The sequence below is a fragment of the Raineya sp. genome (genome assembly GCF_053497555.1).
In genome coordinates, this window is sequence record NZ_JBRCWE010000007.1 from 1 (window position 1) to 19,077 (window position 19,077).

Annotated in this window: 17 protein-coding genes; 12 read left to right on the forward strand and 5 right to left on the reverse strand. The window is 38.5% G+C overall.

The window, feature by feature from the left end; translation table 11 throughout:
- Together ACWITO_RS00855 and ACWITO_RS00860 are read right to left on the reverse strand one after the other, a co-directional pair.
- A partial coding sequence (locus tag ACWITO_RS00855; RefSeq protein WP_448528117.1) for a magnesium transporter occupies positions 1-846 on the reverse strand: 846 nt, incomplete at its 3' end.
- 169 nt (positions 847-1,015) lie between these two features.
- Positions 1,016-3,757 (reverse strand): CHAT domain-containing protein, encoded by a 2,742-nt coding sequence (locus tag ACWITO_RS00860; protein WP_448528118.1) that lies wholly within the window; start codon positions 3,755-3,757, stop codon positions 1,016-1,018.
- Between the two features lie 163 nt (positions 3,758-3,920).
- Between ACWITO_RS00860 and ACWITO_RS00865 the strand changes: the two genes are divergently transcribed.
- The 11 genes from ACWITO_RS00865 (at position 3,921) to ACWITO_RS00915 (ending at position 14,045) form a co-directional block, all read left to right on the forward strand.
- Complete coding sequence (locus tag ACWITO_RS00865; protein WP_448528119.1) at positions 3,921-5,276, forward strand: S41 family peptidase; 1,356 nt, start codon at positions 3,921-3,923, stop codon at positions 5,274-5,276.
- 3 nt (positions 5,277-5,279) lie between these two features.
- On the forward strand, positions 5,280-5,729 hold the full coding sequence (locus tag ACWITO_RS00870; protein ID WP_448528120.1) for an HI0074 family nucleotidyltransferase substrate-binding subunit: 450 nt from the start codon (positions 5,280-5,282) through the stop codon (positions 5,727-5,729).
- On the forward strand, positions 5,716-5,985 hold the full coding sequence (locus tag ACWITO_RS00875) for a nucleotidyltransferase domain-containing protein (RefSeq protein ID WP_448528121.1): 270 nt from the start codon (positions 5,716-5,718) through the stop codon (positions 5,983-5,985). Before ACWITO_RS00870 ends, ACWITO_RS00875 begins: the two co-directional genes overlap by 14 nt.
- Positions 5,986-5,996: 11 nt before the next feature.
- On the forward strand, positions 5,997-6,599 hold the full coding sequence (locus ACWITO_RS00880) for a hypothetical protein (protein ID WP_448528122.1): 603 nt from the start codon (positions 5,997-5,999) through the stop codon (positions 6,597-6,599).
- 83 nt (positions 6,600-6,682) lie between these two features.
- A complete protein-coding gene (locus ACWITO_RS00885) occupies positions 6,683-7,426 on the forward strand; it encodes a glycosyltransferase family 2 protein (protein ID WP_448528133.1) in 744 nt (247 codons plus the stop codon).
- A gap of 4 nt (positions 7,427-7,430) precedes the next feature.
- Positions 7,431-8,246: a cyanophycinase gene (locus ACWITO_RS00890; protein ID WP_448528123.1), complete on the forward strand. Its 816-nt coding sequence runs from the start codon at positions 7,431-7,433 to the stop codon at positions 8,244-8,246.
- Positions 8,247-8,471: 225 nt separating this feature from the next.
- Complete coding sequence (locus tag ACWITO_RS00895; RefSeq protein ID WP_448528124.1) at positions 8,472-9,596, forward strand: PspA/IM30 family protein; 1,125 nt, start codon at positions 8,472-8,474, stop codon at positions 9,594-9,596.
- Positions 9,574-10,284 carry a hypothetical protein gene (locus ACWITO_RS00900; protein ID WP_448528125.1) on the forward strand — a complete coding sequence of 237 codons (711 nt, stop codon included), beginning with the start codon at positions 9,574-9,576 and terminating at the stop codon, positions 10,282-10,284. Before ACWITO_RS00895 ends, ACWITO_RS00900 begins: the two co-directional genes overlap by 23 nt.
- Positions 10,271-11,980 (forward strand): S8 family serine peptidase, encoded by a 1,710-nt coding sequence (locus tag ACWITO_RS00905; protein ID WP_448528126.1) that lies wholly within the window; start codon positions 10,271-10,273, stop codon positions 11,978-11,980. Before ACWITO_RS00900 ends, ACWITO_RS00905 begins: the two co-directional genes overlap by 14 nt.
- A 2-nt stretch (positions 11,981-11,982) precedes the next feature.
- The gene (locus ACWITO_RS00910) at positions 11,983-12,798 is read left to right on the forward strand and encodes an amidohydrolase (protein WP_448528127.1); all 816 of its coding nucleotides are present in this window, start codon (positions 11,983-11,985) and stop codon (positions 12,796-12,798) included.
- 2 nt (positions 12,799-12,800) lie between these two features.
- A complete protein-coding gene (locus ACWITO_RS00915) occupies positions 12,801-14,045 on the forward strand; it encodes an ABC transporter permease (RefSeq protein WP_448528128.1) in 1,245 nt (414 codons plus the stop codon).
- 123 nt (positions 14,046-14,168) lie between these two features.
- Here ACWITO_RS00915 and ACWITO_RS00920 read toward each other — a convergent pair whose 3' ends face one another.
- The 3 genes from ACWITO_RS00920 to ACWITO_RS00930 all read right to left on the reverse strand — a co-directional run bounded on the left by ACWITO_RS00920 (position 14,169) and on the right by ACWITO_RS00930 (position 18,551).
- Positions 14,169-15,062, reverse strand: a complete 894-nt coding sequence (locus ACWITO_RS00920; RefSeq protein WP_448528129.1) for a hypothetical protein — start codon at positions 15,060-15,062, stop codon at positions 14,169-14,171.
- Positions 15,063-16,928 carry an amino acid permease gene (locus tag ACWITO_RS00925; protein WP_448528130.1) on the reverse strand — a complete coding sequence of 622 codons (1,866 nt, stop codon included), beginning with the start codon at positions 16,926-16,928 and terminating at the stop codon, positions 15,063-15,065.
- Between the two features lie 219 nt (positions 16,929-17,147).
- Positions 17,148-18,551 (reverse strand): ATP-dependent DNA helicase, encoded by a 1,404-nt coding sequence (locus ACWITO_RS00930; protein ID WP_448528131.1) that lies wholly within the window; start codon positions 18,549-18,551, stop codon positions 17,148-17,150.
- A gap of 94 nt (positions 18,552-18,645) precedes the next feature.
- Between ACWITO_RS00930 and ACWITO_RS00935 the strand changes: the two genes are divergently transcribed.
- The coding region (locus tag ACWITO_RS00935) for a hypothetical protein (RefSeq protein ID WP_448528132.1) at positions 18,646-19,077 on the forward strand (432 nt) is incomplete at its 3' end.

Genomic DNA, 19,077 nt, shown 5'->3' on the forward strand with positions numbered 1-19,077 from the left:
TTCTTCAGTATCGCCCGAAAGCCCCGACATTGCTTGCCTTTCGGCATCAGCTTTTTCCTGAATTACATCAACTATATCATCAATAGTGATACGCCCCAAAAGTTTTCCCTGCACATTCACCACAGGAATAGCCTCCAAATCGTACTTTTGCATTATTTCAATTACCTCCTCTTGGGTTCGGTAGCTTTCTACCGAAACAATATCTTCATCTTCATAAATATCGGCAATGAGCGTATCATCACTACTCAAAATAATTTTCTTCAAAGATACTCTGCCTTTCAACCCCCCTTTATCATCTACTACATAAATAGAATAGACTTTTTCAACTTTTTCAGCCTGGCGGCGAATTTCCTCAATACACTGCTTTACATTCCAATTGATATTCGCCTTGATAAGCTCTTTTGCCATTAGTGCCCCTGCGGTGCCTTCCTCGTAGGGCAAAAGATGAATAATATTACGAGCCTTTTGTCTATCTTGCAGTGTAGCAATCACTTCCTCACGCACCTGAATATCCATTTCTTTCAGGATATCTACGGCATCGTCAGAATCCATTAAATTGATGTATTCAGCAAGTTTTTCATAAGAAAGCTTTTTGAAAAAATCTTTGCGAATGTCCTCATCAAGTTCGCTCAAAACCTCTGATGCTACTTCTACACCCAAATTTTCAAGTAAAAAATGAGCTTCCTCCTCTTGCAATTCATATACCAAAGCGGCAATATCGGCAGGGTGCAGTTCTTCTTCAATTTTGCTTTTGATAAAAGCAACATCAAGATTTTCAATCGCATTTTGTAGCTCTTCTAAAAGTTCTTTGCTGAGCGTAGAAGGGGTATTTTCTTGCATAGCCATAGGGTTCAAAGGCAAGGCAATTTCTGAAAAAAAGTTTTCAGTAGCAAGAAAAAAAGGAAAATGAGTAAGCTATACCAAGATACAAGGCAAATTTTAAGATGTTAGAACATAGGATTTTTCAAAGCCCATTGCAGTTAGGCATCATAATTAAAGTACAAGCAAGAATATCTCATTTACCCAAAAGTAAAAATGCCGCCCAATAATAAGGACGCTCAAACTGTTTCATAGCAAGAATTTCTAATTTGGCTTTTTGCAAAGCAAAAGCATAATTGGGAGAATTTTGTAGAAAATAGTGGGTATAAAAAAGTATCATCAAGCGAGCCGTAGAATCGTCAGAAATACGCCACAGCGAAAGAATAAGATTTTTTGCCCCTGCATATAGAAATGCCCTACCCAAACCTATCACCCCTTCGCCTTTGGAAATTTTTCCCAAGCCTACCTCACAAGCAGAAAGTGTAACCAAATCTGCATTCATACGCAAGTTAAAAATTTCTCCCATAAACAAATTCCCATCTTCCAAATCGTCTTTGGAAAGATAAATCTGCGAAAGTTCGGGACTTTCTTCATCTACGTAGCCGTGTGTGGCAAAATGTAGAACAGAGTAGTTTTGTAAATTTTCAGTTTTGATTGTTTTCTCTTGTGCCTCTTGAAAAAGCAAAGTACGAACATCATAATTTTTCTGTCGGCAAACCATTGCAATTTCTTTCACCTCATTTTCTGTTGCGGGCAAAGAAGAAACGTTGCTTTCAAAAGTTACAGGAGCTATCAAATTTACAGACGGTGTTTTATTGACTTTTTCCTTTCTTATATTATCGTACCACAAAGTTGCAGAATATCCATAGCTAAATGCGTATTTTCGGAGTAAATAAGGGTATGAATGGTAATTGCCATTTTTTTCAAAATCTACACTTTCGCTCAAAAGTGCCTCCATTGGTAAAACTGCAAGTTTCCCATCTTGTATTACAACAATATGCTTTACTTTCTTGGAAATATTTTTAGGAAAAATACTTTTGTAAATCAAATGTGCCTGTTTGGTAAATACTTTTCCTACACGCAAGCGAATACCATTGAGCAGGGCTGTAATTTCACCCTCAAAATCCTCAATTTTAGGCAATGAAAGCAACTCTATTTTGTTGTTTGAAACAATGAAGACAAAAATCTCTGTCTCACCTATCACATAATCCAGCAAAAGCATATCTTTGGAAAGAGTAGCTTGTAAAGATTTGAGTTCAACGGGCTTGGAGCTATATTTGAGCTGAAAATAATTGGGATAATTTTGTTCAAGATTTTTTTGGAAACGCTCATATTCTCGGTTCAACTCAAAAAGTTGTGCTTTATAAGCGTTTAGCTGATTTTCATCAGGTTTTAGTGCAATTTGTTGCTCTATAAAAGTTATGCTTTGTCGCAAGCTTTCTTCTTTTTTGAGCAAATCATCAGGAATATTTCCAAAACTTTTTGCCCTACTTTCACTGATAGCCTCCAAAAGTACAATAGCTTTTGCCTTTTCAGAGAAATAAAAGGCTTTGGTGAAAAACTTTTCTTTCCTGAAAGTTTCGTTTGCCAAAAGGTAGCAAGTTTTTACCGCTTCCTCATAGATTTGTGCAGAAACTTGCCCCAAGAGAATTTTATCAGCTTTACTACTTGCCTTTTGTCGGAGGTTGTTTAGCAAGGTATCGGCAATTTCAAGTGTAGAAAGAGCATTGTTCAGGTCTTTCAAACGCACAGTTTTTGTGATATACTGCTCTCTTAAAATATTAGCTTTCAGGAAAAGACTATACAAAGCTGTACTAAAGCTCATAAAATCGGTACTTGCAGGGTTATGGCTTACTTCTTTCAGATTAAACTGGGTTGAGTTAGCGATAATTCCTTCCTGAACGCTTGATAAAGCATTTTTATACTCACCTGCGTCTAAAAAGTTTTTTGCCAAAAGGTTGTATGTTTTAGCTACTTCGGGGTGTTTTTTGCCATAGTTTGCCTCATAAATTTTGAGTGCTTTGAAAAAATACTCTTGTGCCGTTTCGTATTTTTTTTGCTCTGAAAATACTCTCCCGATATTATTCAAAACAAACGCCTCGCTGGGGTGGCTTTGCAGTGGATAAATCTGTTTCCAAATACTCAACGATTTTTCAAAATAATTTTTAGCCTCTTCGTATGCTTGTTGCGAAACCTTAATGATGCCAATATTACTCAAAACAATGGCATTTTTAGGGTGAATTTCAGGATATTGCTTTTGGTAGCTTTCATAAGCCTTCTGATAAAATTCAAGGGCTTTGCCTTTGTCAATATCCTGATATACCAAGCCTAAATCGTTGTAAGAAGCAGAAACGGCAGGCAAGGCATTTTTTTTCCGAATATCCAAGCCTTTTTCAATATACTCCAAAGCAAGATTGTTTTTGCCCTCTTGCCAAAAAATAATACCCAATAAATTGTAAAAACCTGCAAGTTGTTCCTGATTTGCCAATGAACTTGCGGAAAGTTGCCTGCTATTGGTTTCAACTATTTCTCTGGCTTCATCATACTTACCCAAATTCAAGTGAGCTTCAGCCAGGAAATATTCATTTTGAATTTTCCAATAATAAACCGACCTACTTATTACTGGGTAGTGCTTTACAATTTTTTCCAAATCTGAAAGAGCTGTAATATTGCTTTGCAAATAACTTTTTGCTAATTCTAATTGATTGATTTTCAACAAATTCAACCCATTAAAAGTTTTTGCTTTCCAATAATTTTCAAAATTTTTACTTTTTTCGGCGAGCTTTATAGCCTGCTCCAAGTACTTTTGAGCTTCCTTGTATTCAGATTGTTCTTGTAAATCTAAACCCTTTTGTAAATTTTCTTCCCAAGTTTGAGCATAGCCCCATACCGAAACAAACCAAAAAAAACAGATAAAAAATTTCATAGAAAAAGGCATAATTCCTGCTATTTGTTACATCTGCAATATACCTTTTTTATTTTGAAAAGCAATCAAAAAGGCAAATATTTTCCTGAAATCATCACAGCAATAAGCAAGATTTTTAGCCATTTTCATAAAAATTACGAATAAAAATCTTAAATTTGCTCAAAATACTTTATCTATGAAACATTTGCAGTTTTTATTTTGGGTAATTGGTGGCTTTTTTGTAGTGCTTTCGTGCCGCCCACGTACCGAAATCTACCAAGTTGGGGCTGATATTCGCGATAGCGTCTATATCTACTCCAAAGAGTTATACCTTTGGACAGATAACTTGCCTGATATTTTCACTTTTAAGCCTAAAAATTACGGCTCACCCGAAGAGGTAATCTTGGCTGTCAGAACATTTAGCCCTATTATCAATGGCAAACGTGCCGATAGGTTTTCATTTGTTTCTCGTAAATTGGATTGGGATAATGCTTCAGCAGGTAACCGAGTGGATTATGGCTGTGGTTATCGCTTTCTTACCCCCAACGATTTGCGTATTTCATTCGTATATGCCAATTCGGCGGCGGGAAAAAAAGGTATTCAACGAGGCTGGCGTTTGCTGAAAGTAAATAACATCACTCCCGATACTACTGCAAGCACTCTAAATCAGCTAAATGAAGCTCTTTTTGCAAGCAATAGCGTAACCATTGAATTTCAAAAACCTAATAATAGTACCGAAGTCATTACGCTTAGCCCTGAAAACTATTCAGCAAATTTTGTTTTGCACAAACAAGTCGTAAATACGGGCGGTAAAAAAATTGCTTATTTGGTACTCAATGCCTTTTTGGGAGCCAATAATGGTAAAGCCACCGAACAAGAACTTTCCCAAACCTTTGATTTCTTTGCCAGTGCTGGTGCCGATGAATTGGTCGTAGATTTGCGTTATAATACTGGCGGATATGTTTTTTTGGCTCATCATCTTTGTAACCTGATAGCCCCCGCTTCTGCCAATGGACAAGTAATGCTTCAAGAGCGTTGGAATGAGCGTTACAAAAGTTTTAATGCCACCACCAAATTCAATAATCCTAATCCTAAACTGAATTTGAGCAGAGTAGTGTTTATTACCACTGGCTCAACGGCTTCGGCAAGCGAGCTGGTTATCAATGCTCTAAAACCCTATATGGAAGTCAAAATTATCGGTAGAGCGACTTCGGGCAAACCTGTTGGCTTTCCAGTGATACCTATTATTATGGATAGAAGCAATGCGGCGGCGAATTATGTAGTAGCTCCCGTAGCTTTTCAGTCTTTCAATGCCAGTGGTTTCGGCGATTATTTTGAGGGCTTACAACCCGATAAAATTCAAATTGATGATGTAAGCCGAAACTTTGGCGATACCCAAGAAGCCTGCTTGCAAGATGCTATCACCTATCTTACTACTGGCATCTTGCAAAGAAGTATCCATACCGAAAAGATTTTCCAACAGCCCACAAATGCCAACCAAAAACTTCAAAAAGAAGATTGGGGGGCGTTTCGGTATATGCAACATAAATAATGTATGAACCAAGAAAAATGGCGATACAAACTGCAAAATTTTGGTAAAGCGATAAATCTTTTGCAAGAAATAAAACTTTTAGAACTTGAAAGACTCTCGTTATTAGAAAAAGAAGGTGTTGTACAACGTTTTGAATTTACTACTGAGCTTGCTTGGAAAACACTCAAAGAAAAAATGGAATATGACGGAATGGTTTTGGATAAAATTTCACCCAAAGCAGTTCTAAAAACTGCTTTCCATTACAAGTATATTGACTTCATTGATGACTGGCTCACAATGATTGATTGCCAAAATGCTTTAAGCCATACATATAATTTCGCTCTTTCCGAGCAAATTATCAGAGATATTCAAAATAAATTTGTAGATTTACTCGTGGGTTTATCGGAAAACTTCAAGAGGAATGATACCCAACATAAGCCCAAAACATTGGGAAATTTTAGTGAAAATCTTTGAAAAATATCCGAATATCAAGGAAGTGATTCTCTATGGCTCAAGAGCCAAAGGTACGCAAAACGAAAGAAGTGATGTGGATTTAGCCATTAAAAACAGCCCTATTTCTTACCAAGAATTTGTAAAAATACTTGCAGAAATTGAAGAGAGCAATTTTCCTTGCCTGATAGATATGCAGATTTTTGAACAAACCCAAAACCAAAGACTTTTGGAAGAAATTGAAATGTACGGAAAAACCATTTACCAAGCCCATAACTAAACTTTACTCCTATGGAAGTTAATAAAGCAGATGTAGATTTTTTGCAAGATAAAATCACGGCTATTCGCTTTGAGCTTACGCCTTATATGCAATCACGAAACTTAGTATTTAATGCCGAGCAAATGCTGGAGCTTTTGGTGGCTCTACCCGTAGTAATAGGTGTGAATTTAGACCACCAAATTGATTTCTTTGAAGAGCGGGTGCTTGACCACGCCGCCAAAGTAGCTTCGCAGTTTTACAACGAGCAACTCAACGAAGATACCCACGCTCTTTTCAAACGCCTTGCCGAACCTGATAATACATTGCCCGATAGTATTTTTGTACAGGATTTCAAACACGAAATGCGTTTTATGATTACCAGTTTCAGCACTTACCAAGAGCATTGGCTCAAAGCCTTGCAATATTTGTGGGAACTTGAACCACTGCTCAAAAAATACAATCCATTTTTCAAACCGCTACGCAAAAGTTTTGTGGAAACAATGTATATGATTTTGCTTTCCAATAGCGGAGACGATAAAATAGAAACTGAACAAATGAATAAAGTCCTTGCTCAATTAGGTATTCAAGTTGATGACGCCGAATTTGAGCAAATTAAACAATCCGTAGCGAAGTAAGATACCATTCCTTTTCACAATTTGAATTCTTTGCTTGCAAAAACTTCAAAATTTGACTTTTTTTGCAAGCAATTTTTTTGCCTATGTACAAAAATCAGAAAGTAGTTGTTGTATTGCCTGCTTACAATGCTTCTAAAACCTTGAAACAAACCTACGAGGAAATTCCTTTTGATTTGGTTGATGAAGTGGTTTTGGTTGATGATGCCAGCAAAGACAATACCGTAGAAGTAGCTCAAAGTTTGGGCATTAAGCATATCATTATTCACGAAAAAAATAAAGGCTACGGCGGTAATCAGAAATCTTGCTACAAAAAGGCTTTGGAACTCGGAGCTGATATTGTCATTATGCTTCACCCCGACTATCAGTACACCCCCAAACTGCTAACCGCAATGATTTCCATTATCGGAAATGGCTTGTACCCCGTAGTGTTTGGCTCTCGCATACTTGGCAAAGGTGCTTTGAAAGGCGGTATGCCCTTGTACAAATACATCGCCAACCGAGTGCTTACTTTTACACAAAATCTGCTAATGAACCAAAAACTATCCGAATACCACACCGGATACAGAGCTTTTTCGGCAGAAGTGCTGAAAAAATTAGATTTCTCGCATAATTCCGATGATTTTGTGTTTGATAACGAAATGATTGCCCAAATTTTTTGGCACGGCTTTGAAATTGCCGAAGTTACCTGCCCTACCAAGTATTTCAAAGAGGCTTCCTCTATCAATTTCCGCAGAAGCGTGAAATATGGCTTTGGCGTTCTTGCTGTTTCGCTAAAATATCGGCTTTGCAAATGGGGTATATTCAAGTGGAAAGTGCTTAAACCCTAACGTTATGAAAAAAACGCTTGTATTATTAGCTTTTTTGCCGCTGGCACTTCCATCTTTTGCACAGAAAGGCAAACTTTTTATCATTGGTGGCGGCAAAAGACCTGCCGAACTTGTGCAAAGAATGTTACAAGAAGCAAAACTTGATAAAGGCGGCTATGCCGTAATTATTCCTTTTGCCAGTGCCGAACCCGACTCTGCTATCTTTTATGCCAAACAGCAGTTTTCCGAAAGGAATATACCTGTTTTGGCTATCCTGAACAGCCATTTATCAAAAAATGTTTTGGATAGTGTAAAAAATGCCAAACTCATCTATTTTACAGGTGGCGACCAAAACAAGCTAATGAAAACACTTCGGCAAACAGAACTCTATCAAGCTATTTGGCAGTGCTATCAGCAAGGTGGAATGATGGCGGGTACTTCGGCAGGTGCCGCCGTGATGAGCAAAAAAATGATTACAGGCAACGAAAAACGCTATCCTACTTACAGCCAAACTTTCCAAACCATTGAAGCCGAAAACATTGAGTTTGGCGAGGGAATGGGCTTTCTGGAAAAAACTATCATAGACCAACATTTTTTAGTGCGTAGCCGACACAATCGCTTACTTAGTGCAGTCATTGAATTTCCCGAATATCTTTGCGTAGGGATAGACGAAGCCACCGCTATTTTGGTACAAAACCATAACGCCGAAGTAGTAGGCACTTCCCAAGTGATTGTCTTTGAAAATCCTAAAAAAAGCAAAACCCAACAAGGTATAAAATTGGGTGCTAAAAACTTACGTGTTTCGGTATACGTAGCAGGTGAAAAGTTTAGGATTCGCTAAAAACTTCTTTTTTTCGCAAAAGCGACAAATACTCGGAAAAATTTTCGGGCATTTGTGGCTTTTTTCGTTTTTTTTACCTAACTTGGTAAAATAAAATATTAAGGAAACAGGATTTAGGATAGAATATTTAGACGGAGTAAAACTTTTCCCTCAAATTTTTGAACCTCTAACTTTTTGAACGCTAATAATTACAAAATTTTCTACAAACCATAAACTGCTTGCGATATGTTTGGTTGGCTGAAAAAAACAAAAAAAGAAGCAGAGGACGAAATCCCTGAAAAAGTTATAGAAAGCACCATAACCGAAATGGAAGAGGCTATTCGCAAAGAAATAGCTTCGCTGAATTTACTTGCCAAGAATTACAAAGCCATTCAAGAGAAAATCAATGAATTACAATACAAAGCCTACGATTTAGGCAAGGAAGCCCTCCGAGTTGTGAAACAAGGTAATAGCTTAGAAGCCAAAAACCTACTTAGCCATAAAGCCGACTGCGAACTACAAATAAAGGAGTATCAGGAAATTGCCAAAGAGATGGAAACCTCTATTCGCAAGCTGGAAAAGCAGGTTTCCAAAATGAAAGTGCAATTAGACCGCACCAAATCCAAAAAAGCTATTCTTGTGGCAGAATATGCCAACGCCCAAACCCAAAAAGAATTGGCTCAAAAATTACAAGAACTTGATATTCAAACAGATGTTTTTGAAACTTCTATCATTCAAACCCAAGTGGAAGCAGGTTTGCACGAGGACCCTCTGCTCAAAGAATTTGAAAACTTGGCAGTTTCTGATAATACCATAGAGAACTTGCAAAAAGAAGCAGAAGCCCAAGAACGAAAACTAAAAGAACAACAAGAACTGAACAAACAAAAATACTTGGAAACTATTGCGGGTAAGGACTTTTTCAAACCTACTCCCGCCAGCGATAAACAAAAAAATATTCAAGAAAACTTTTTCAAAGAAAACGCTACACAAAAAAAATCTCAAATCTTAGAACAATTCTGGGAAAAGCAAAGCGAAAGTAAAAACGAAAACCTTTTTGAGGACTTCTTTGGCAAAGAAGCAAGTAAAAAAACAATTTCAGAAACTAACCTTGATGACTTTTTTGATGAAAATAGCAATTTTTGCATAAATATTGATAGCTTTTTAGAGCAAAGCCAAAAAGAAAAAGTAATCCAAGATTTTTTTAGCGACAGCGAAGCAAAAGAACTTGCAGAAATTGAAAAATCTTTGCAAATGAACTATGAAAGCCCCCAAACAGACTTACAGAAAAAATTTGACGACTTTTTCAAGACAGAGCCAACAAGCAAAAGCGACAAGCAAAAACAAATTGATGATTTTTTCAAAAATACTTAAAACGCTGGCTTTCGGTCTTGTGAGTATAATCAGCATTTCTGCTTGTCAGAGAAGCATTGAGCCTGACGATAAACGGCTGGGATATGCTTATTTCCCTTTGGAAATCGGCAGATACCTTATTTACAATGTAGAAGAAAACACCTACCGAGTAGCTGATAGCGGCAGACCTCAAAGGCGTTTCTACCAACTCAAAGAAATTGTTACGGATACTTTTACCAATCTTTCAGGTGAAAAGCAGTTTGTTCTGGAACGCTATACACGCATAAGTTTTGATAGCCCTTGGCAAATAGATTCGGTATGGAGTGCTTTGCGTACAGGCTCACAGGCTATCAAATTTGAAAATAACGTGCCTTATATTAAACTTGTTTTTCCTACGGAAAACAACAAACGTTGGAACGGAAACGCCTACAACAACAAAGGCGAGCAAACCTATCGCATCACCGAGTACCGCAAACCCAAAACTTTTGGCGAACTTTCTTTCAGCAATACACTCAAAGTAGAAATGGGCAACGACTCCAGTTTGGTTTCGCATATTCAAAGAGAAGAAATTTTTGCTCTTGATGTCGGCTTGATATACTTGTTTCGTAAAAATATTCGTTATTTTTCTAATCCACCAAATTTGGGTTTAGGACGCATAGAATCTGGCAAGGTTGAAAAATTTACTATCATAGACTATGGCAAAGAATAAAATACTCACCTTGGGGTTAGTCTTTGTGCTAAATGCTTATGCTTTTGCACAAGAGAAAAAATTTTACTTTATCCCTTTTAAGGATAAAAGCGGTACCCCCTACCAAATTGGCAATCCTTCGGCTTTTTTGAGCCCTAAAGCCACTCAAAAAAAGCAAAAATGGAATATAGCCATTACCGAAGAAGATTTACCCGTTAATCCTACTTATATCAGTCAGGTAAAAAGTGCAGGAGCAAGCATACAATATGCAAGCAAGTGGCTTAATGGGGTGGTGGCTCTTTGCAACGAAACTCAACTCAATAATATCAAAAACCTCGCCTTCGTAAAAACAGAGGGCATCAAAGTTATCAAGCCCAAACCTACTACCGAAAGCGAAAGACAAAAAAATGGCAAACGTAACTACAAATTTGCAGAAAGCAAAGAAAGCACATTTACCAAAGACTTTGGTGCTGAAAGCAAAGATTATGGCTATTCCTTTACACAAATTCAGCAAATAGGAGCAGATGTAATGCACCGCAAAGGCTTTTTTGGTGAAGGCATTGTTATCGCTGTTTTTGACTCGGGCTTTTCGGAAGCAGATAAACAGACCTATTTCCGACATCTCTTTGAAAATGGACAAATTCTTGGTACTTATGATTTTGTAATGAACGAACCTTCTGTTTTTGAAGATGATAACCACGGTAGAATGGTACTTTCTTGCATTGCCGCTTGGCAAAAAGGAGAAATGATAGGTACTGCCCCCAAGGCTCAATTTTATCTGTTTCGTACCGAAGATACTTCCAGCGAATACCAAATTGAAGAATACAATTGGCTTGCCGCCGCCGAAAAAGCTGATAGTTTGGGAGTAGATATTATTAGTTCCTCTTTGGGCTACAACAAATTTGATGATAATAGTACCAGCTATACTTTGGAAAATATGGACGGCAAAACGGCTATTTCTACCATTGCCGCCGAAAAAGCCGCTCAAAAAGGAATAGTGGTAGTTACCAGTGCAGGCAACGAGGGTGGAAGCACTTGGAACAAAATTACTGCTCCTGCCGATGCCGCCTCTGTATTGAGCATTGGTGCTGTCAGCAGTCGTGGAACAATAGCCTTTTTCAGCTCGCAAGGATATACTGCCGATGGCAGAGTAAAACCTGATGTTTTGGCAATGGGAAGCAATACCGTTGTAGGAGCAAACGATAGCAAAACAACAACGTCCAGTGGTACATCTTTTGCCTGTCCGCTTGCAGCAGGTTTGGTTGCAGGTTTTTGGCAAGCCAATCCACAACTTTCGCCTAAGCAAGTGGTAGAATACATCAGACGCTCGGGAAACCAATACGATACCCCTGACCCTGTTCACGGATACGGCATTATGAGTTTTGTTCGTGCCGATTATCTTGCCAAAAAAGAAACTACCCCCAATGGTATTATGACAGGACAAAATCCTGATGAAATTACACTTTACCCCAACCCTTTTCGTAAAAATACTACCGATAGCATTCCTCGCATTGCGTGGGGAGCAAGCTATCAGGGTAAAAATATTGAAATTCAAGTTTTCAACCTAAAAGGTAAAAAAGTTTTCAAAGCAACCGCTAAAAATGTTGAGGCAGAAACTATCTTGCCTGATGTAGGCAAACTACCCGCAGGCGAGTATATCCTGACTATTTCGCCCAATTATAGCAGTAAGCCCTCTTGGAAAATTGTTGTAGAATAGCAATGCAAGAAAATCTGCACATTACTTTTATTCAAAGCCATTTGCATTGGGAAAATATTACAGCAAATTTGGCAATGTTTGAGGAAAAAATAGCTTTTCTGCCTCAAAAAACGGATATTATTATCTTGCCTGAAATGTTCAGCACAGGCTTTACAATGAATGCCTCACCACTTGCCGAATTTATGAACCAAAATACTTGCAAGTGGCTACAAAAACAAGCCGAAAAAACGCAAGCTGTACTGGTGGCAAGTGCTATCATCAAAGAAAACAATCGTTTCTATAATCGTCTGCTTTGGGTAGAGCCTTCGGGAAGTATAGATTTTTATGATAAAAGGCACTTGTTTAGCTTTGCAGGAGAAGATAAAGTTTTTACAGCAGGCACGAAAAAAATTATCAAAACTTGGAAAGGCTGGAATATATGCCCACTGATTTGCTACGATTTGCGTTTTCCTGTTTGGAGCAGAAATGTAAATTTAGCTTATGATTTGCTCATCTATGTTGCCAACTGGCCTAACCCACGCCTGCGTGCTTGGGACGTGCTACTGCAAGCAAGAGCTATTGAAAATCAAGCCTACTGCATTGGTGTAAATAGAGCAGGCACCGACGGCAATGGCTTACCCTATTACGGAAACTCTGCCGTGTATGACTTCAAAGGGGAAACCCTTGCCAAAGTTGAAAATGGCGAGGAAAAAGCTGTGCAAATCGTTTTAGATAAAAACTCTTTGCAAGAATATCGCCAAAAATTTACGGCATACCTTGATGCTGATGCTTTTGAAATATTAGAAAAAAGAGAGCAGACGCAAGAAAAAAAGATATAGAAATGTTTCCCTTGCTTTTACATATCCAAACCGCTTGGCAAGCCTTGCAAGGCAGAAAGCTTAGAGCCTTTTTGGCGGCTTTGGGTGTAACCTTTGCCGTAGCTTCAATGGTTGCTATTTTAGCAATTAGCAAAGGTTCTCAAAAAGAATTGGAGCAAGAAATGCAACTCATTGGAGCTAATACAATTATCATTACTCCCACAGCAGAAAAGAAAAATTTTACTAAAAATTCGCGTGGTTTGTGCTTGCAAGATGCCGAAAATATTGCCCAAACCTATCCAAATTTAAGTTTTATCAGCCCTGAAATTCACCTGAAAACGATTGCCTCTTCGCAAAGTAAGTGGATAAATACAGATTTGTATGGTGTAAAAAATGACTACTTCCAGATGCTCAAACTTTCTTGCCAGAAAGGCGGATTTTTCAACATCTATCAAATTCAAAACTTATTGCCTGTGTGTGTAATTGGAGCATCTTTGGAAAAAAAACTTTTTGGCGGTGCTTCGGCTTTGGGTAAATACATTCGCCTTGATGACCAATGGTTTAAGGTAATTGGAGTTATTCAAACGCAATATAGCTCCCAAAATATTGCAGAAAATTTAGGTATTCATTCCACTAACCTTTCAGTGTATATTCCCATAGAAAGCCTTGTGCATCGTTTTTCCTATAAAAAATTCATTCAAGTTTCGGGTAATCTTACCCATCAATTACACAGGATTGTAGTGCAAGTAAGTGAAAATAGCCAACTGCTCAAAACTGCCGAAAGTTTGCAAAGAACTTTTCTTCGCTTGCACGCAGGACAAAATGATGTGGAAATTATTGTACCTGAACAAATTTTGAAAGAAAAGCAAAAAACGCAACGTATGCTCACACAACTTTTAGGAGCAGTTACAGGCATAGCCTTGCTGATTGGCGGTATTGGCATTATGAACATAATGCTTACTGCGGTGCTGGAACGGCTCAAAGAAATTGGTATTCGCAAAGCCGTAGGAGCCAAGCAAAGCGATATTCATTTGCAATTTCTTTTTGAAAGTGTGTTTATTTGTTTTTTGGGCGGATTAGTAGGTTTGATTTTCGGGTATCTACTTTCTTTTCTACTTCATAGTCAAATGCAAGTTAGCATAGCTTTTGATTGGCAAGGGATACTTGTTGTGATGTTTGTTCCTATTGCCATAGGCATTGTTTTTGGTTGGTATCCTGCTCGCAAAGCCGCCTTACAAGCCCCTGCCGAGCTATTGCATAATGAATAACTATGGGAAACAGGAAAAAAGATACAGGAAGCAGGATATTAGATTCAGGACGGCACAAGAAAAAAAGCCCCAAATTTCACTCAGTATCAAACTTTTTGCACTTTTAAGTGCAAAATTTACTTTTTACTTGTATTTTGCATAACGTCCTTTGTACCTTCTGCCATTATCGCGATTATCGCCAAATTTGCGGGCAATGCCAATATTATACACAAATCCGCTGTATGTGAATAAATCGGTACGGCTACGAGTGCCATTCATTGTAAAGCCCAGACGCTCTTCGTCAGGCGAAAGCACATAAGGACTTTCGTGTATGTTTTCTTGTGTAATGCGGAAACGGCTGTATTTATTCAAAATAAACAAATAGCCTATATCGGCACAAAGCATCCAGCCCGGCGAAATAGGAAGCGAAATACTCAGACGAGGCTTTATACCCGATGCCTGATTGCGTAAGTAGAAATTAAGATTTGCCCTTCTTTCGTAAATTGCATCAACCATTGCAATTTGACGAGCATTCTCGGGAAAATTGTATGAACCAATTTTGAACTGATTGAAAAGCCAAACAAAATCAACAGCAGGACGTATGGTCAGAAGTCGCTCGTTTTCGTAGTAAGTCAGTTCAAAGTTCCAACCGCCGCCTACTTCTACACTATTTAGAAATGGATTGGTAAAAATGCCATCAAAACGGATTTCACCAAAAAAACCTTTTGTAAAACCTGCTTCCAAGGCAAAATTCGCATTGAAAGCTATACTGCTCCCCCCTTTGAAAGTAGCCGCTGTGATATTTTCCTGATTCAGAAAAAGTGTATCGGTATCGGGGTGGTCGTAATTGAGAGCAAAAAGTGTGGGTGTCATCGCCAATTGTTTTGCCCCCAAAGATAACTGCACCGCCCAATAGGCTCTCGGCTCTTGGTAAGAGCGTTGGGGCAACCACTTACGCTTGGGCAATTGAGCTTGGGCAGAAAGCACAAGCAAACAAACAACTACCACAATGCCTAAAACTCTAAAAATTGTTTTCATTTATGCTTGATTTTGAGCAAATCGGCTTTTTTTATAGCCATAGTTGAAGTAGAAAATTAGCCCCAAAGCCAGCCAAACTACAAAACCTATCCAGTTGGCAATACCTATTTCAGACATCAAATAAAAATTTACAAGTAAGCCCAAAACGGGTATCAGCGAAAGATTTTTTCTCCAAGAAAGCCAACTCATTATTACACACATTGCTAAAAACACCCACAAAGGCAACCGCTCAAAAAATAATTTGAGAGCAGATTTTTCTTGCTCTGCTTTCAAAGTTTCTTTCAGCGTAGTAATTGCCATTTTTATTTCGTTGGTTTCATTTTGGGCAAGTTCAGTTTGCTTGCTGGCAAGTTCTTTTTGTAAAGTTTCAACCCGAAAAGCATTGCTAAATGTAAAAAAGTCCTTCATTGGCTCAGTATTCCAAAGCCAAGCTAATGCAAAGCCCGCTACAAAAAGCACAGGTACAATAAACTTGGCATTGAAATAAGGCACTTTGAAGCGTGCTTTTTCAATTTGCTCTCTACCTTTGGCTGTATTTTGCAAAATCAGAACACCGCCACACACAAGTACAAAAGCAAAAAGTGTTCCGATACTTGTCAAATCTACCACAAAATCAATATTGATAAAAGGCGTGGGCAAAGCTACTAGAAGTCCTGCTATGATAGTTGCAAAAGAAGGTGTATGAAAGCGAGGGTGTATTTTGGCAAAAACAGGTGGCATTAGTCCGTCACGGCTCATAGTCATCCAGATACGGGGCTGTCCGAGTTGGAACACCAGTAGAACGCTGGTCATTGCAAAAACGGCACTTACCGCTACTATCCCCGAAAGAAAATCCATTTTGAGAAAATGAAACATATCGGCAAGGGGGTCTTCGGAATTGAGTTGCGTGTAGTTCATTACCCCTGTAAGCACCAAAGTAAGACTCACATACAAAATAGTGGAAATCACTACGGAAAGTATCATTGCTTTGGGTAAATCTCTTTGTGGGTTTTTACACTCTTCGGCAGTGGTAGAAATGGCATCAAAACCTATGTAAGAAAAGAAAATCGCCGCTATTCCTTGCAAAACACCTTCCACTCCATTAGGAGCAAAAGGCGACCAATTTTTTGGATTTACATAAAACATTCCTACCAGCACCACCAAAATTACTACCAAAACTTTCACTGCTACCATTATATTGCTGGCAGTTTTGGATTCTTTAATGCCCACATAAGCAAGTGCAGAAACCAGCACTACACTCAAAAAGGCAGGGAGGTCTAAAATAACTTTCAACCCACCAATTTCGGGGGCATTTTTCCAAGCAAGATAGCCTTCTCGCAAACTGGAAGAGATTTTATCCAGAGGTACTCCTTGGGCAAGGTCTTTGGAAACCTGCTCAAAAGCCTCTTTAGCTCCGCCATAGTTGGTGGAAAGATACGCAGGGAAATCTATTCCAAAGCCCTGCAAAAAGCCCGTAAAATAGCCCGACCAAGAAATGGCTACCACAATATTACCCACCGAATACTCCAAAATCAGAGCCCAGCCGATAATCCACGCTACCAATTCGCCGAAGGTAGCATAAGAATACGTATACGCACTTCCGCTCACGGGAATAAGCGAAGCGAATTGAGCATAACACAAAGCCGAAAAAATACAGGCTACCGCTACAAATATGAAAAGCAATGAAACCGCAGGACCTCCGTTATAGGACGCTTTCCCGATAGTTGCAAAAATTCCCGCCCCTATGATTGCCGCAATACCAAGCGAAGTAAGGTCAAAAAGTCCAAGTTCTTTGCTCAGACCTGCTCCGTGTTCGCCTTCACCAAAACCTTGCTGAACATCTGAAAGTATCTGCTCAATGCTTTTTTTACGAAAAAGTTGTTTCATTAGACTTCAATTTTGGTGTAAAAAATTTCAAAACGGAAAAATAAAAAAATCTTGAATAGCTTGCTAAAAATTTCACAGAAAAACGAAAAATTTGTTTTGCAACAACAAAGTCGCTGGTTCCTGAAAGATTTGATATTTCAAGTTTCAAGCATTAGAAATAATCTGTCCAACATTTTGTTTCTTGCCGCCTGTTTCTTTACTCTGATGTACTATCTCCAATTAGGCTTCAAAAAATTCTTCTCTGAAATTGATAAGAAAAACCTCTTTTTCTCCTCTGGTAATAGCCGTATAAAGCCAACGCAAAAATTCAATATTTATCATTTCCTCCGTCATAAAGCCTTGCTCTACAAATACAATTTTCCATTGTCCCCCTTGCGATTTGTGGCAAGTGATAGCATAAGCAAATTTAATTTGCAAAGCGTTTAGATAAGGATTATCTTTCAGCAATTCCAACTGATAGCGTTTATTGCCTACGTCTTTGTATTCTTCGGCTACCGCTTGGTGCAGTTTATCGTACTCTTCGGCAGAAAGCGAAGGCGTTTCTGAATAAAGGGTGTTCAGAATTACTTTTGCTTCAAAAGGTTCGCCTTCATAATCCAATAGCTCCAAAACCATTGTAGCAAAGCGAAAACCATATTTTTCTTCGGTATCTTCTATGCTACGAACTTTTACCATATCACCATTTGCCAAAAAACCATTGATGCCATTTTCGGCAAGTACAAAATAATTGTTCTTGACAATCATCAAGTAATCGCCTGCTTCTATTTCACTTTCCATAAATCGGATATTTCGGCGAATGTAGCGATTGAAATTATTGGCATTCTTGTTGGAACGACAAAGCACAATGGTTTCATCTAATCCATACTTTTTGTAGGCGTATCGTAAGCCGTCCTCTAATTTTTCGTAAGTCATTCGGTAAAAATCAGGATAACCTTTGGTTTTCAGAGCCAATTGAAGGCTATTTTCACGCAAAAGGTTGCGTATGTTCGTTGCATTATACAGAATACCCGAATTTTCGGCTTGCCGCATTACTTGGGTAAATTCACAGAAAAAAACTTGCAGTTTGTATTTCTGCTCCAAAAAATCTTTGTCTAAGGCTACGCTGGTATTTTCGCCCACAGGTGGAAGTTGGGCAACATCACCTACCAAAATCAGTTTGTTTCCTGCTTCAGGACGAGCAAAAATAAAAGTTATCAAATCGTCCAGAAGGCTTTTTTTGCCTGTAACGGGCTTATCAGAAATCATTGAGGCTTCATCAACAATGTAAATTGTATCTTCGGCGATATTTTTGACAAGTTTGAACACAAACCTCCCCTGACGTGTATCTACTTGTTGATAAATTTTTCGGTGAATGGTAGAAGCCCTTTTGCTTGCATAACGCCCCAATACTTTGGCGGCTCTACCCGTGGGGGCTAAAAGAGCCGTTTTGTAACCAAGTTGTGAAGCTACTTTTACAAAAGTGCTGACCATCAATGTTTTACCTGTACCCGCATAGCCACGCAAAAGAATAGTAGGTTTGGGGTGGTCGGTTTGCAAAAATTTTTCTAAAATGCCAACAAAATCTTGTTGCTGGGGTGTAAGTTCTACGGAAAGTGTTTTGGCAAATAATTTTTGAACCGACATAGCAAAATTTCACAAAAGGTTAAAACAATTTTTCGCTGAAAGCTATTTATTTTTTGTTAATTTCGCCCCAATTTACACACCAAAATTGAAGCGTATGAAGGCATTTTTAGGGTTTGGACTGCTGTTCCTTTCATTTTTTTCATTTGCTCAAAGAGGCAATTTATGGGTAAAAAACTATCGCCTCAACTTCACTCCCCAAGTTACAGAGGTTGCCCAAGATAAGCAAGGAATTTTGTATTTTGCCCACTCCGAAGGTATCCTGATGTACGATGGCTTTGTTTGGGAGAACCTGCCTCTTTCATTTAGTCCACACACCATAGCTTTTGGCTCGGAAGGAGAGCTTTGGGTGGCAGGCAAAGGTTCTATCAGCAGAGGTGTTTTGGATAAAGCCCGAAAGTGGCAATTTGAGCCTATCGCTAATCAGGATTTTGAAAAAGAACTGGGTACTTTCAAAAGTATTTTTGTTCAAGAAAAGCAGGTATATTTTTACAGCGATAAAGCTCTCTGTAAGTGGAACGGCACAAGT